13 protein-coding genes are annotated in these 14,097 nt (G+C 71.6%); 8 read left to right on the top strand and 5 right to left on the bottom strand.

The window, feature by feature from the left end; genetic code table 11:
* Positions 1 to 20: 20 nt before the first annotated feature.
* Positions 21 to 1,010, bottom strand: coding sequence for a LacI family DNA-binding transcriptional regulator (locus tag ACBR40_RS22295; protein WP_344209631.1), 990 nt, complete (start codon positions 1,008 to 1,010; stop codon positions 21 to 23).
* A gap of 238 nt (positions 1,011 to 1,248) precedes the next feature.
* Here ACBR40_RS22295 and ACBR40_RS22290 point away from each other — a divergent pair, with 238 nt between their 5' ends.
* Entirely contained in the window at positions 1,249 to 4,527 is a 3,279-nt protein-coding gene (locus tag ACBR40_RS22290) for a discoidin domain-containing protein (RefSeq protein WP_371249989.1), read from the top strand.
* A gap of 3 nt (positions 4,528 to 4,530) precedes the next feature.
* Here ACBR40_RS22290 and ACBR40_RS22285 read toward each other — a convergent pair whose 3' ends face one another.
* Positions 4,531 to 5,403 (bottom strand): sugar kinase, encoded by an 873-nt coding sequence (locus ACBR40_RS22285; RefSeq protein WP_344209635.1) that lies wholly within the window; start codon positions 5,401 to 5,403, stop codon positions 4,531 to 4,533.
* Between the two features lie 191 nt (positions 5,404 to 5,594).
* Here ACBR40_RS22285 and ACBR40_RS22280 point away from each other — a divergent pair, with 191 nt between their 5' ends.
* The 4 genes from ACBR40_RS22280 (at position 5,595) to ACBR40_RS22265 (ending at position 8,270) form a co-directional block, all read left to right on the top strand.
* Positions 5,595 to 6,338, top strand: a complete 744-nt coding sequence (locus ACBR40_RS22280; RefSeq protein WP_344209637.1) for a hypothetical protein — start codon at positions 5,595 to 5,597, stop codon at positions 6,336 to 6,338.
* A 146-nt stretch (positions 6,339 to 6,484) separates the two neighbouring features.
* Positions 6,485 to 7,207, top strand: a complete 723-nt coding sequence (locus ACBR40_RS22275) for a DUF4344 domain-containing metallopeptidase (RefSeq protein WP_371249988.1) — start codon at positions 6,485 to 6,487, stop codon at positions 7,205 to 7,207.
* A 31-nt stretch (positions 7,208 to 7,238) separates the two neighbouring features.
* A complete protein-coding gene (locus ACBR40_RS22270; RefSeq protein ID WP_344209641.1) occupies positions 7,239 to 7,946 on the top strand; it encodes a maleylpyruvate isomerase family mycothiol-dependent enzyme in 708 nt (235 codons plus the stop codon).
* A 27-nt stretch (positions 7,947 to 7,973) separates the two neighbouring features.
* Complete coding sequence (locus tag ACBR40_RS22265) at positions 7,974 to 8,270, top strand: DUF6343 family protein (protein ID WP_371249987.1); 297 nt, start codon at positions 7,974 to 7,976, stop codon at positions 8,268 to 8,270.
* On the opposite strand, the gene ACBR40_RS22260 is transcribed toward ACBR40_RS22265, so the two are convergent.
* From ACBR40_RS22260 to ACBR40_RS22250, 3 genes are all read right to left on the bottom strand, one after another.
* Positions 8,241 to 8,480 (bottom strand): DUF3040 domain-containing protein, encoded by a 240-nt coding sequence (locus ACBR40_RS22260; RefSeq protein ID WP_371249986.1) that lies wholly within the window; start codon positions 8,478 to 8,480, stop codon positions 8,241 to 8,243. The genes ACBR40_RS22265 and ACBR40_RS22260 overlap by 30 nt on opposite strands.
* An 86-nt stretch (positions 8,481 to 8,566) precedes the next feature.
* Positions 8,567 to 8,812, bottom strand: coding sequence for a type B 50S ribosomal protein L31 (locus ACBR40_RS22255; protein WP_344209648.1), 246 nt, complete (start codon positions 8,810 to 8,812; stop codon positions 8,567 to 8,569).
* Between the two features lie 28 nt (positions 8,813 to 8,840).
* Entirely contained in the window at positions 8,841 to 9,608 is a 768-nt protein-coding gene (locus tag ACBR40_RS22250) for an SDR family NAD(P)-dependent oxidoreductase (RefSeq protein ID WP_371249985.1), read from the bottom strand.
* 35 nt (positions 9,609 to 9,643) lie between these two features.
* Between ACBR40_RS22250 and ACBR40_RS22245 the strand changes: the two genes are divergently transcribed.
* The 3 genes from ACBR40_RS22245 to ACBR40_RS22235 all read left to right on the top strand — a co-directional run bounded on the left by ACBR40_RS22245 (position 9,644) and on the right by ACBR40_RS22235 (position 13,965).
* Positions 9,644 to 10,843: an MFS transporter gene (locus ACBR40_RS22245; RefSeq protein WP_371249983.1), complete on the top strand. Its 1,200-nt coding sequence runs from the start codon at positions 9,644 to 9,646 to the stop codon at positions 10,841 to 10,843.
* Between the two features lie 122 nt (positions 10,844 to 10,965).
* Complete coding sequence (gene recQ / locus ACBR40_RS22240; RefSeq protein ID WP_371249982.1) at positions 10,966 to 12,801, top strand: DNA helicase RecQ; 1,836 nt, start codon at positions 10,966 to 10,968, stop codon at positions 12,799 to 12,801.
* A 255-nt stretch (positions 12,802 to 13,056) separates the two neighbouring features.
* Positions 13,057 to 13,965: a MerR family transcriptional regulator gene (locus ACBR40_RS22235; protein ID WP_371249981.1), complete on the top strand. Its 909-nt coding sequence runs from the start codon at positions 13,057 to 13,059 to the stop codon at positions 13,963 to 13,965.
* Positions 13,966 to 14,097 lie beyond the last annotated feature (132 nt).

Below are 14,097 nucleotides of genomic sequence, written 5' to 3'. Positions count from 1 at the left end.
ATTGCAAGATAACGACTGTGTTACGCAGGGCAGCGCGCCGTGGAGGCCCGTACCACCAGCTCGGGCTCGAACAGCAGCTCGTCGGCCGGGACCACCGCCTTGTCGATCTGCGCGACCAGCAGGTCCACGGCGGCCCGGCCCATCGCGTCGATCGGCTGACGGACCGTGGTGAGCGGCGGCTCGGTGCAGTTCATGAGCGCGGAGTCGTCGAAACCGATCACCGAGATGTCGCCCGGCACCGAGAGCCCGGCGCGGCGCGCGGCCCGCACGGTGCCGAGTGCCAGCAGGTCGCTCGCGCACACCACGCCGGTCACCCCGCGCCTGACCAGCCGGGCGGCGGCCGCGTGCCCGCCCTCCAGCGAGAACATCGTGTGCTCGACCAGCTCGGCGTCGCCGCCCCCCGCGAGGAACGTCTCCAGCTTGCGCCGCGAGGGCATGTGGTCCTTCGGCCCGAGCACCATGCCGACGCGCTCGTGGCCGAGCGCGCGCAGGTGGGCCACCGCCATCTCGGCCGCCACGGCGTCGTCGCAGGAGACCTGGGGGAAGTCGAGGTGCCGGACGGCCGCGTTGACGAGGACGGTCGGGAGCTTGCGCTCGTGCAGCAGCTCGTAGTGGCCGTGCGCGGCGTCGGCCTGGGCGTACAGGCCGCCGGCGAAGACCACGCCGCTGACCTGCTGCTGGAGCAGGAGGTCGACGTAGTCGGCCTCCGAGACGCCGCCGACCGTGCGGGTGCACAGCACCGAGGTGAACCCCTGCTGGGCGAGCGCCCCGCCGACCACCTCCGCGAAGGCGGGGAAGATCGGGTTCTGCAGCTCGGGCAGCACCAGGCCGACCAGCCTGGCCCGGTCGCCGCGGAGCTGGGTGGGGCGTTCGTAGCCGAGCACGTCGAGAGCGGTCAGCACGGCCTCGCGGGTCGCGTCGGAGACCCCCGGCTTGCCGTTGAGCACGCGGCTGACGGTCGCCTCGCTCACCCCGACCTTCTTGGCCACCTCTGCGAGTCGTCGTGTCATGCGCAAACTATACGGCCTGCAGCGCAAGCGCTTGCAAGGACTTACGTGGATCGGACGACGCCGCTTGCAGCGTGCCCGTATGGATTTCCGGCCCACCACCTGGTGTTGACCAGCTCCGACGGCCGTTCCGCGCCGACTTCAGTCAGTCATCCGTTTGCGAAATACAGTCGAAATATTGCGGCCATCTGCTCGACATCCTATGGTTCGGCCAACTAGCCTCCGCCGAAGGGCCACCCCCATGAGAGCTGTCCTAGCCGCCCTTTCGTTAGCCATCGGACTCCTCGCCGCCCCGGCCACCGCCGCACAGGTCGCGGCCGACACCAACCTCGCCGCCGGCAAGGCCGCCACCGCGAGCAGCTTCACCGACGTCTACCCGGCCGCCAACGTCACCGACGGGAACCAGGCCACCTACTGGGAGTCGGCCAACAACGCCTTCCCGCAGTGGATCCAGGTGGACCTCGGCACCAGTGCGAGCGTCAACCGGCTGGTGCTCAAACTGCCGTCCGGCTGGCCGAGCCGGACGCAAACGCTGACCGTCCAGGGCAGCGCGACCGGCTCCTCCCCGTTCACCACGATCGCCGCCTCGGCCACCTACACCTTCAACCCGACGGCCACCATCACCTTCCCCGCGACCACCACCCGGTACGTGCGCGTCCAGATCACCGGCAACACCGGCTGGCCCGCCGGCCAGCTCTCGGAGTTCGAGGTCTGGGGCACCGCCGACGACGGCCCGCCGCCGCCCGGGACGAACCTGGCGCTCGGCAAGCCGATCACCGAGTCCTCGCACACGCACACGTACGTCGCCGCCAACGCCAACGACGGGAACCTGGGGACGTACTGGGAGAGCGCCGCCTACCCGGGGCAGCTCACCGTCCAGCTCGGCGCCAACGCCGACCTCACCTCGATCACCGTGAAGCTCGACCCGGGCCAGGCGTGGGGCCGGCGCACGCAGACGTTCCAGGTCCTCGGCCGCGAGCAGAGCGCCGGCTCCTTCACCGGCCTGGTGGCCTCGGCGACCTACACCTTCGACCCGGCGACGGGCAACTCGGTGACCATCCCGGTGACCGGCAAGGCGGCCGACGTCCGGCTGCAGTTCACCGCCAACTCGGGCGCGCCCGGCGGGCAGGTCGCCGAGTTCCAGGTGTTCGGCACGCCGTCGGCCAACCCCGACCTCACCGTGGCGAACCTGACCTCCAGCCCGGCGTCGCCGGTCGAGACCGACGCGGTCACGCTGTCGGCCACGGTCAGGAACGCGGGCACCGCCGGCTCGGCCGCCACCTCCGTCACCTTCTACGCGGGCACCGCCAAGGTCGGCACCGCCGCCGTGGGCGCGCTGGCCGCGGGGGCGTCGGCGACCGTGTCGGCGAACATCGGGGCGCGGGACGCGGGGACGTACCAGCTGTCCGCCAAGGTGGACGAGGACAACAAGGTCACCGAGCTCAACGAGGCCAACAACACCACCACGGGCACGCTCACCGTGCGGCCGGTCGACACCGCCGACCTGGTCGCCGCGCCCGTCGCCTGGACGCCGGGCAACCCGGCCGCGGGCGGCACGGTGACGTTCAGCGTGGCGATCAGGAACCAGGGCACGGTCGCCTCCAGCTCGGCCGCGCACGGCGTCACGCTCACCGTCGTCGACGCCGGCGGCACGGTCGTGCGCACCCTGACCGGCTCGGTGAGCGGCGCCATCGCGGCCGGCGCGACCACCGCGCCGATCACCCTCGGCACCTGGACGGCTGCCAACGGCAGGTACACCGTCAGGACCGTGCTCGCCGACGACGCGGGCGAGCTGCCGGTCAAGCGCGCCAACAACACCAGCGAGCTGCCGCTGTTCGTGGGCCGCGGCGCGAACATGCCCTACGACACCTACGAGGCCGAGGACGCCGTGCTCGGCGGCGGCGCGGCCCGGGTCGGTCCGAGCAGGGACGTCGGCACGCTCGCCGGCGAGGCGTCCGGCCGCCGCGCGGTCACGCTCAACCAGACCGGCGCCTACGTCGAGTTCACCACCCGCGCCGACACCAACACCCTCGTCACCCGCTTCTCGATCCCCGACGCCCCGGGCGGCGGCGGCATCGACTCGACGCTCAACGTCTACGTCAACGGCACGCTGCTCAAGGCGATCCCGCTGACCTCCCGCCACGCCTGGCTGTACGGCGCGGAGCACCAGCCCACCAACAACCCCGGCTCCGGCCCGCCCCGGCACATCTACGACGAGGCGAACCTGATGCTCGGCACCACCGTCCCGAAGGGCAGCAAGATCCGCCTGCAGAAGGACGCCGCCAACACCAGCACGTACGCCATCGACTTCATCGACCTGGAACAGGCCACCGCGGTCGCCAACCCCGACCCGGCCAAGTACGCCGTCCCCGCCGGATTCACCCATCAGGACGTCCAGAACGCCCTGGACAAGGCCCGCATGGACAGCAGCCTGACCGGCGTCTACCTGCCCGCCGGCGACTACCAGACCGGCTCGAAGTTCCAGGTCTACGGCAAGGCCATCAAGATCGTCGGCGCGGGCCCGTGGTTCACCCGCTTCCGCCCGCCCTCCGGCCAGGAGAACACCGACATCGGCTTCCGCGCCGACGCCACCGCCAACGGCACGACGTTCCAGGGCTTCGCCTACTTCGGCAACTACACGGCCCGCATCGACGGCCCCGGCAAGGTCTTCGACTTCTCGAACGTGGCCAACATCACGATCGACAACATCTGGGTCGAGCACCAGGTCTGCATGTACTGGGGCACCAACACCGACGACATGACGCTGAAGAACTCCCGGATCAGGAACACCTTCGCCGACGGGCTCAACTTCACCAACGGCAGCACCGGCAACCACGTCACCAACATCGAGACCCGCGCCACGGGCGACGACAGCTTCGCGCTGTTCTCGGCCACCGACAACAACCCCGGCGAGCAGCACGGCAACGTCTTCGAGAACCTCAGCTCGCTGCTCACCTGGCGGGCCGCGGGCGTGGCCGTCTACGGCGGCTACGACAACACCTTCAGGAACATCTACGTGGCCGACACGCTCGTCTACTCGGGCGTGACGATCAGCTCGCTCGACTTCGGCTACCCGATGCACGGCTTCGGCGCGAGCCCGCCCACCGTGTTCGACAACATCTCGCTGGTCAGGGCGGGCGGCCACTTCTGGGGGCAGCAGACGTTCCCGGCGCTGTGGGTGTTCTCCTCCTCCAAGGTGTTCCAGGGCATCAGGGTCAGCAACCTGGACATCGTGGACCCGACCTACAGCGGGATCATGTTCCAGACCGGCTACTCCAGCCCGACGACGCCGCTCAACCCGGTGAAGGACACGACCTTCACCAACGTCTCGATCAGCGGCGCCCAGAAGAGCGGCGACGCCTTCGACGCCAAGTCCGGCTTCGGGATCTGGGTGAATGAGCTGCCCGAGCCCGGTCAGGGCCCGGCGGTCGGGTCGGCCACGTTCACCGGCCTGCGCTTCAGCGGCAACGCGCAGAACATCAGGAACACGACCTCGACGTTCACCCTCACGATCAACTGACCGTCACAGCTCGGCCCTGGTGGGCAACCCCTGCCAGTCGCTGACGCCCGTCACCGCGGCGGCGCTCAACAGCGCCCCGCGGTACAGGCGTTCCTGCGGGGTGAGGCCGTCGAGCGCGGCGCTGATGTAGCCGGCCGCGAACGCCTCCCCCGCGCCCGACGGGTCCACCACCGGCACCTGCCAGCCCTGGACGTCGTAGCGCATCCGGTCGGCGCGCACGGTGGCGCCCTTCGCGCCGCGGTTCACGACGACCTCGCGCTCCGGGGTGAGGGCGGGCTTGACCAGGTCGAGCTCGTCCTGGCGGAGGAAGAGCAGGTGGGAGGCGCAGGCCAGCTCGCTCAGCACCTCCTCGGCCTCGCGGACCGACGGCCACAGCTCCGGGACGTACTCGACGGCGAAGGAGATCACCACGTCGGCGTTGCGCGCGGCGCTGACGGCGGCGCGCACGGCGTCCTGGGCGTCGATGCCGAGCGCGGCCGTCAGACCGGTGACGTGCAGCATCTTGGCCGCGCCCACCCGGTCGATGGGGACGTTGCCCGGCGACAGGCGCGAGCCGGCCGACCCGGTGCGGTAGTGCGCCGTGCGCGGCTCGCGGCCCACACGGCTCTCCCTGAGCAGCAGGCCCGTCGGCAGCCCCTCCGACACCCTCATGTCCGTCACGTCCACGCCCTCGCCGCGCAGCACGGTCAGGACCCGCGCGCCGAGCTCGTCGCCGCCCACTTTGCCCAGGTAGGCGCACTCGTGGCCGAGCCTGGCCAGCGCCACGGCCAGCGTGAACTCCGGCCCGCAGACGTCGAGCCTGGCCTCCCCGTCGTGGCGGACCCGGCCGCTCGTGACCACGCCGAGGGGCTCGCCGAGCGTGTAGACGTCCGTCATGGCACAGACTGTAGTGGGTCATCCAGCCCGAAAAAGAATTTGGGTCGCATAAGTGCTGGTTAAAGCCGTGATCAAAAATTTCTCGTAACTTTAGCGAACCTTTGCCCCTTTTCGTGCCTCACAGTAGTAGAGGGAGTCCGGCCACCCCGGGCCGGCTCTGAAGCGATACGGGGAGAGGAATCAGCACCCTCATGAGAAAGATCGCACTGGGTTTCGTCTCCGCCCTCGTGGGCGGGGCCATGCTCGTCACGGGGGCGGGGGCCGCCTCCGCCAGCACCGCCACCAAGGCGGACACCCGCCTGTTCATCCGCAGCATCACGCCGAACCCGGTCGTGGTGAAGAAGGGTGAGGAGAGCACCGCGTTCATCCACGTCCGGGCCGGCTCGGACGTCAAGAAGGTCGAAGTGAGCGTCGCTCCGGTCGACGGCGTCCGGACGCTGCGCGCCAAGGACGTCAAGCCGCTGGAGAGCTGGCGCTTCTCGGTCGGCTTCTCCGACGGCGACCAGCCCGGCAAGTGGAAGGCCACGGCCGTGGCGTTCGACGACGCCGGCAAGGAAGTGGCGAAGGACGACGCGTACTTCGCGGTCGAGCTCGCCAAGACCAAGGCCGACACGCGCGTCTCGCGCTTCGAGGCCGAGCCGTACAAGGTCCGCAAGGGCAAGTCGATCTACTTCTCCGGTCGGCTCCAGGCCGATGACCACCGGTGGAAGGGCGTCCGCGGCGAGAAGGTGAACATCTTCTACCGCGCCAACGGCCACAGCGCCTGGAAGTGGGTCACTTCCACCACGACGAAGTGGGACGGCAAGTTCTTCGCCAAGACCAAGGCGTACAAGAGCGGCTGGTTCCGCGCTTCGTTCGCCGGGAACGACGAGCTCAACAGCTCGACGAGCCGCGCCGACTACGTGCGCGTCTACGGTTCCTGGTGGCGTCGCTGAGCAAGCACCACTCCTGAGGCCCGGTCCCCTTACGGGGGCCGGGCCTCCGGCTTTTCAGCATGTTTTACCTGGGCAGGGGTTTAGCGATCAGCTGATCGCCGCATGGTAGGTCGCACCGCCGCGCCCCCAGGGAAGGAGCCCCCCGCATGCCGCACTCCCTCGCCGCTCTGGCCCTGAGCATGGTGAGCGCGCTGGGAGCGGCCCCCACGCCGTCCCCTCCGGCCGCCTCGCCTCCCGCCGTACGGTACGAGCCCGCCGGGTCCGAGCGCGCGGAGCAGGCCCGCCGGCTGCTCAAGGAGAGCGGCGCGCTGCGTACGAAGATCAGGCCGCCGCGGGCGGTCGAGGTCGTCGCCCGCGACTGCGACGGGCGCTCCGCCCCCTGGGACGCCCGCGAGAGCCGCATCACGGTCTGCTACTCCCTGGTCGACCGGCTGGAGAGCACGCTGACCGGCATCTCCGAGACCGAGGAGGCCGACGCCCGCGCCATCGGCCGCCGCGTCGAGGCCGCGCTGACCGCGTTCTTCCACCACGAGCTCGGTCACGCCCTGGGCACGCTGGAGGGCCTGCCGGACGCCGAGGACCAGGCCGACCGGCTCGCCGCGCTCACGCTGTCCGCCGACCGGCCGGAGCAGGCGGTCGCCGCCGCCGAGGCCCGCCATCTGCTCGCCGCCGGGCACGCCGGCCTCGGCCGCCTGGCCGGGGAGGAGGAGTCGGCCACGTTCGCCTGCCTGCTCTACGGCGCCGACCCGGCGCGGAACGCCGCCATCGCCAAGGGCGGCTGGGTGCCCGCCGAGCGCGCGCCCTCGTGCGCCGCCGAATACCAGCAGGCCAAGTCGGCCGCCGGGCCACTGATCGTCAAGGGTCCGTGAAAGGCGGGACATCACGGGTAGCGTCCGGAGTATGGCTGAGGACGACCCGCTGCGTGACTTCGACCCGTTCGACATCTTCGACGCCGAGGCGGCCAGGCTGGACCGGTTCTTCGCCGGGCTGGACGAGAGGGGCTGGCTGCGGCCGTCCCACTGCGCGGGCTGGACGGTCCGCGACGTGCTGGCGCACCTGGCGGGCGAGGAGATGTACAACCACGCGGTCCTCGACGGGACCGTTTCCGAGCTGATGAGCCGGATGTCCGCCGAGGGCATCGGCGGCTACGAGGACTTCAACGAGTGGTGCGTACGGCAGCGCCGCGACCTGCCGGTCGAGGACGTGCTGCGGGAGTGGCGCGAGAAGAACGGCGAGACCCGGCGGCGCATGCGCGAGCTGGGTCAGGACGCCGTGCTGGAGACGATGGCCGGGCCCTACCTCAACGGGCGCCAGGCCTTCCACTACGACTCCGAGTACGCCACCCACGCCGACGACGTCGAGGCGCCGGTCGCGGCGGACGAGGCCGACGACCGGACGTTGTGGCGGATCGCGGTCGGCCGCTTCGCGCTGGCGGAGAGCGACTCGAAGGTGCAGGTCGAGCAGACGGCCGATGAGATCTGGGTGGCGCTGGACGGGGTGACGGCGACGCTGTCCTACCCGGAGTTCGTGGCGGCGACGGTGGGCCGGCTGCCCGCCTCCCACGGGCTCGACCCGCGCCTGGCCAGCGCCCTGAGATGCCTGGCCTGACCGACTCGGGCCGGAAAGGGGACGATCATGTGGCTACGTGACCGTACGGGCACGGAGCCCACGACCGCGCGCAGCCCGCTGCGGGCGCGCCGGATCCTGTCGATGGTGGCGCTGGTGCTCGCCGTCGCCGCGGCGGTGTTCTTCGCGATCCGCGCCATGAGCACGGGCGAGGAGGTGTGGCGGTGGGAGGCGGCCATCGCGGCGGTCGTGGCGGTCGTCGCCGCCGTCGACCTGCTGGTGATCCGGCACCGCCGCTCCGGCGGCGGCCGGCCCGGCTCAGGTGGCCGGCCCGGCTCAGGTGGCCAGGACCGCTACCAGCAGTGACACGATCACCAGCGCGGCCGCCACGACGATCACCCACCAGTGGGTCAGCGCCCACAGGCGCGCCCGGTCCCCGTAGGGCCGCTCCGGCAGGCCGCCGACCGCCTCGATCCTGTTGATGGCCGCTACGCGCCGGGCCAACTCGGGATCCTCTCGCTCCAGGGCCTGCTCAATCTGGGCGAGTATGCGGCGTTCCCTTCCAGAGAGACCCATTCGCTCCACCACTGCTGCTCTCACGCCGGTGGAGAACTTTTACCCGCCGGTAGTTCCGGCATGCCCGCCTCTTGGGCGGGCCTTGATCACTTCTTGCCGTAACGCTGGTTGAACCGCTCGACGCGGCCGGCGGAGTCGATGACCCGGCCGCGACCGGTGTAGAAGGGGTGGCTGGCGGACGAGACGTCCACGTCGACGACCGGGTAGGTCCGGCCGTCCTCCCACTCGATGGTCGCCGTGCTCGTACGGGTCGAGCGGGTGAGGAAGGCGAAGCCCACGCTGGGGTCGCGGAAGACGACGGGACGGTACGCGGGGTGCAGGTTCTTTCGCATGTCCCGCTCAACCAGATGGCAACGGTTTTCATTCCCTGGCTTCGGGGTCGAGCCCGAGCACCGTACGCCCGCCGTCCACGGGCACGGTCGCGCCGTTGACGAACGCCGCGTCGTCCGACAGCAGGTACGCCACGACGGCCGCCACCTCGGCCGGCTCCGCCGCCCGCCCGATGGGATGCAGCACCGCGATCTGCTCCTCCACGGCCGCCGCCGCCTCCTCGCCCAGCCCGGCCAGGAACGCCAGGTAACGCTCGGTCGCCACCGTGCCGGGCGCGACGGCGTTGACCCGGATGCCACGCCTGCCGTACTCGACGGCCAGCGACCTGGTCAGCCCCTCGACGGCGGCCTTGGCCGTCGCGTACGGCAGCCCGCCCGGCACCGCCCGGGTCGCCTGGTGCGAGGTGACGTTGACGATCGCCCCCGGACCGCCGGCGGCGAGAAAGGCGCGGACGGCGGTGGCGCAGCCGACCACGGCCAGGTCCAGGTTCGCCGCGATCAACGCCCTGACCTCGGAGATCGGCGAGGCGTGCACGGAGGCGTCACGGAAGACGGCCGCGTTGTTGACCCAGCCGCGCAGCGTGCCGCGCTCCTGGGCGAGGGCGGCGGCCCGCGCGGCCACCTGCTCGTCCGCCGCGTCGCCCACCACCGGCACGACGCCGTCGAGGCCGTCGAGGGCGTCCAGGGCGGCGGCGTCGTGCTCGATGACGACGACCGCGCCGCCGCCGGCCAGCAGCCGCTCGGTCACCGCCCGTCCGATGCCGCGCCCGCCGCCGGTCACCACATGAGAGGGAGTCATGATCCGACGCTACCCACGGGGTTAGGCTCTATGGGGTGATCGAGGATCTTCCTCCGGGTGCGCGGGCCCGCATGGTGGCCGCGCTCGCGATCACCCAGACCGCCGGTTACGGCGTGCTTTATTACGCTTTCTCGGTGTTCATCCCGCCGATGGCGCGCGACCTGGACGCCGGGGTCACCGTGCTGACCGGGGCCATCACCCTGTCCGTCCTCGTCTCCGGGGTGGCGGCGCCCGCCGTCGGACGCCTGCTGGACCGGCGCGGCGGGCGCGGCCTGATGACGGCCGGGTCGCTGCTCGGCGCGGCGGCCGTGCTGGCCTGGTCGCAGGTGCGCTCCGTGGCCGAGCTGTACGCGGTGTGCGCCGTGCTGGGCCTCGCGTCGGCCGCGGTGCTGTACGAGGCCGCGTTCGCGGTGATCGTCGCCTGGTTCGACCCGGCGCGGCGGGCACGGGCGCTGCTCACGGTCACCGTGGTCGCCGGGTTCGCCTCCAGCGTCTTCCTGCCGCTGACCGGGTTCCTGGTGGACCGGTACGGCTGGCGGCAGGCCCTGATGGTGCTCGCCGCCGGTTACGCGCTGACCGCCGTGCCGCTGCACGCCCTCACGGTGCGCGACCGGCCGGGGCCGTCCCGCGTCGACCGGGGCGCGATCGTCGGCGACGCGCTGCGGGAGCGGCCGTTCTGGCTGCTCGCGGCCGGGTTCCTCGCCCAGACCGGGGCGGTGTCGGTCATGGGGGTGCTGCTGGTGACGTACCTGATCGCGCTCGGGCACCCGCCGGTGTTCGCGGCGAGCGTGGCGGGGCTGCTCGGGGTGCTGTCGGTCACCGGCCGGCTGGTCACCACGGGGCTGCAGGCCCGCTGGCGGGTGGCGCTGATCACGGCGGCGATGTTCGGGCTGCAGGGGCTCGCGGCGGTGCTGCTGCCGCTGGCCGGGCGCAGCACCGGCGGGGCCGTGGCGGCGGTGGTGCTGTTCGGGCTGGGGTTCGGGGTGGCCACGATCGCGCGGCCCGCGCTCATCGCCGACCGGTACGGCACGGCCGCGTTCGCGTCGCTGAGCGGCGCGCTGGCGCTGCCCATCACGGTGGCCAAGGCGCTCGCGCCGCTGGCGGCGGCCGGGATCGCGGAGGTCGCCGGGTTCCCGGCGGTCATGGGGGCGGTGGCGGCGGCCTGCGCGACCGGAGCGCTGGCACTCGTGGCCTACGATCGGCAAGGGACCGTCGGCGGCGCCCCGGCCCCCTGACGACCGCACGTGCGCGTGGCCCTTCGTCGGCGGCGGCGCGCCGGTGGTGCCGCACCGGGGGCTCCCGCTCGCCCTCGGCGAACTTCACTCATCGTCCGCCCGCGAACACGTAAGGTAGCCGCATGGATACCCCCTCCGAGGTTCTGCACCGCGTGTTCGGCTACGACTCGTTCCGGCCGGGGCAGCAGGAGATCATCGACCAGGTCGTGGGCGGCGGCGACGCGCTCGTCCTCATGCCGACCGGGGGCGGCAAGTCGCTCTGCTACCAGATCCCGGCCCTGGTGCGTCCCGGCGTCGGGGTGGTCATCTCCCCGCTCATCGCGCTGATGCAGGACCAGGTCGACGCGCTGCGGGCGCTCGGCGTGCGGGCCGGTTTCCTCAACTCCACGCAGGACTTCGGCGAGCGCCAGCTCGTCGAGGCCGAGTTCCTGGCCGGCGAGCTCGACCTGCTCTACCTCGCCCCCGAGCGGCTGCGGGTGGAGGCCACGATGCGGCTGCTGGCCAAGGGCGACATCTCGGTGTTCGCGATCGACGAGGCCCACTGCGTGGCGCAGTGGGGCCACGACTTCCGCCCCGACTACCTCGCGCTGTCGGAGCTGCGCGAGCGCTGGCCGGACGTGCCGCGCATCGCGCTCACGGCCACCGCGACCCCCGCCACGCACGCCGAGATCTCCTCGCGGCTCGGCCTCGACCAGGCCCGCCACTTCGTGGCCGGCTTCGACCGGCCCAACATCCACTACCGGATCACCCCGAAGGCCGAGCCGAAGAAGCAGCTGCTGGAGTTCCTGCGCACCGAGCATCCCGGCGACTCCGGCATCGTCTACTGCCTGTCGCGCTCCTCCGTGGAGAAGATCGCCGAGTTCCTGGTCGAGCACGGCATCGCGGCGGTGCCCTACCACGCGGGGCTCGACGCCCGCACCCGCGCCGCCCACCAGGCCCGCTTCCTGCGCGAGGACGGGCTCATCGTGGTCGCCACCATCGCCTTCGGCATGGGCATCGACAAGCCCGACGTGCGCTTCGTGGCCCATCTCGACCTGCCCAAGTCGGTGGAGGGCTACTACCAGGAGACCGGGCGGGCGGGCCGCGACGGGCTGCCGGCGACCGCCTGGATGGCCTACGGCCTGCAGGACGTCATCCAGCACCGCCGCCTCGCCATGGAGGGCGACGACGCCCACCGCCGCCGCCAGGTGATGCACCTCGACGCCATGCTGGCGCTGTGCGAGACCGCCGGCTGCCGCCGCGTGATGCTGCTCGACTACTTCGGCCAGCAGGGGGCCGAGCCGTGCGGCAACTGCGACACCTGCCAGTCGCCGCCCGAGACCTGGGACGGCACGGTCGCCGCCCAGAAGGTGCTGTCCGCCGTGTTCCGGCTGGCCAAGGAGCGGCGGCAGAAGTTCGGCGTGGGCCAGATCGTCGACATCCTGCTCGGCAAGACCACCGCCAAGGTGCTGCAGCACGGCCACGACTCGCTCACCGTCTTCGGGGTCGGCACCGAGCTGGGCAACCAGGAGTGGCACAGCGTGGTGCGGCAGTTGCTGGCGCAGGGGCTGCTCGCGGTCGAGTCCGACTACGGGGCGCTGGTGCTCACCGACGCCAGCGCCGAGGTGCTGCGCGGCAACCACGAGGTCCTGCTGCGCCGCGACACCCTCCGCCCGGCCCGCACGCGCGGCGGCTCCGGCTCCGGCTCGGGCTCCGGGTCAGGGAAGTCGCGGCCTGCGGTCGAGCTTCCCGCCGAAGCGGCCCCGCTCTTCGAACGCCTGCGCGCCTGGCGCGCCACGGTGGCCAAGGAGCAGGGCGTCCCGGCGTACGTCATCTTCCACGACGCCACGCTCCGCGAGATCGCCACCCTCCGCCCCACCACGTCGGCCGAGCTGAGCACGGTCAACGGCGTCGGCGAGAACAAACTGGCGAAATACGGCGACCAGGTCCTGGAGGTCCTGGCCGCCGACCCCGCATAGCCACCGCCACCGGCGCAAGAAGGGAGCGCAACGGCCCGCCGACGGGAAGCCGACGCACCTGTTCAGCGCATGAGGGTGCCGGCACCGCGAGGGACGAGATCCGTGGACGGCATCCAGGTGCTCCACCGTCCACAATCGCATCGGCCATTTTCCTCAAAGCGCCGCAGGACAATCCACGCGATTAATGCGGCCTCCGGTTACGACTTCCGATAAATCGCTTGAGGTTCCACCGGGTGGAAGGTGCAGATTCGCGTCATGGACGACGTGACGGATTTCTACACGATCGGGGAGTTGGCCCGGCGTACGGGGCTGCGGGCGCGCACGATCCGTTTCTGGTCCGACAGCGGCGTCGTACCGCCGGTCCAGAGGTCGGAGGGCGGATACCGGCTGTATGACGCGGAGGCGGTCGCGCGGCTGGACCTGGTCCGGACGCTTCGCGATCTCGGGCTCGGCCTCGACGCCGTCCAGCAGGTGCTGGAGAGGCGCGTCACGCTGAGGGAAGTGGCGGACCTGCACGTCAAAGCGCTCGACGCCGAGATCCGCACCCTGAAGATCCGCCGGTCCGTCCTGCGTGTTCTCACCGAGCGAGACAGCTCTACGAAGGAGATCGCCTTGATCAACGCACTGGCCCGGCTCTCGGCGCGGGAACGACGCCAGATCATCGACGACTTCGTCGACCACGTGTTCGCCGACGTCGTCGATGAGGACGCGGCGCTGGTCGGAGGATGGATGCGGGACCTTCCCGCCGAGCTCCCTGAGGACCCGACCTCCGAACAGGTCGGCGCGTGGGTGGAGCTGGCCGAGCTGGCGGGCGATGAGAGCTTCCGGCAGACGGTCCGGCGGATGGTCCTCAGCGGCGAGGGGGACAACCGCCTGGAGTACGGTCTCGACCTCCGGCCCCTGGTGCTGGAGCACGCGGGCGCCGCTCTGTCGCGCGGACTCGCGCCGGAGGCGGACGAGGCGAAGCCGGTCCTGACGCGGATCATCCCCGACGACCTGCCCGCGCAGGAGGTCGCCGCCCTGATCGACTGGCTGGAGATGGTCGCCGAGCCCCGGGTTGAGCGGTATTGGCAGCTTTTGAGCATCCTCAGAGGTCAGGAACCATCCCCACCGGCGGTCCCGGCCTTCCGGTGGGTGCTGGCCGCGCTGCGCGCACACCGATGATCCGTCCCCGCGGCATCCGGCCCTCCCCACCGGTTCGCCGGGGGACCGGTCACCCGGCCGCTGAGCCTTCGTACGGATTCGGGGGAAGCGGGAGTGGGGGGGCCGGCCGCACCAACAACGCGCGGCGCCCCC

Origin of the sequence: Nonomuraea sp. AD125B (genome assembly GCF_041402765.1) — a bacterium.
Classification (GTDB): Bacteria; Actinomycetota; Actinomycetes; order Streptosporangiales; family Streptosporangiaceae; genus Nonomuraea; species Nonomuraea bangladeshensis.
The sequence above is the reverse complement of the archived record's forward strand: the minus strand, read 5'-3'. Positions and strand labels throughout refer to the sequence as shown.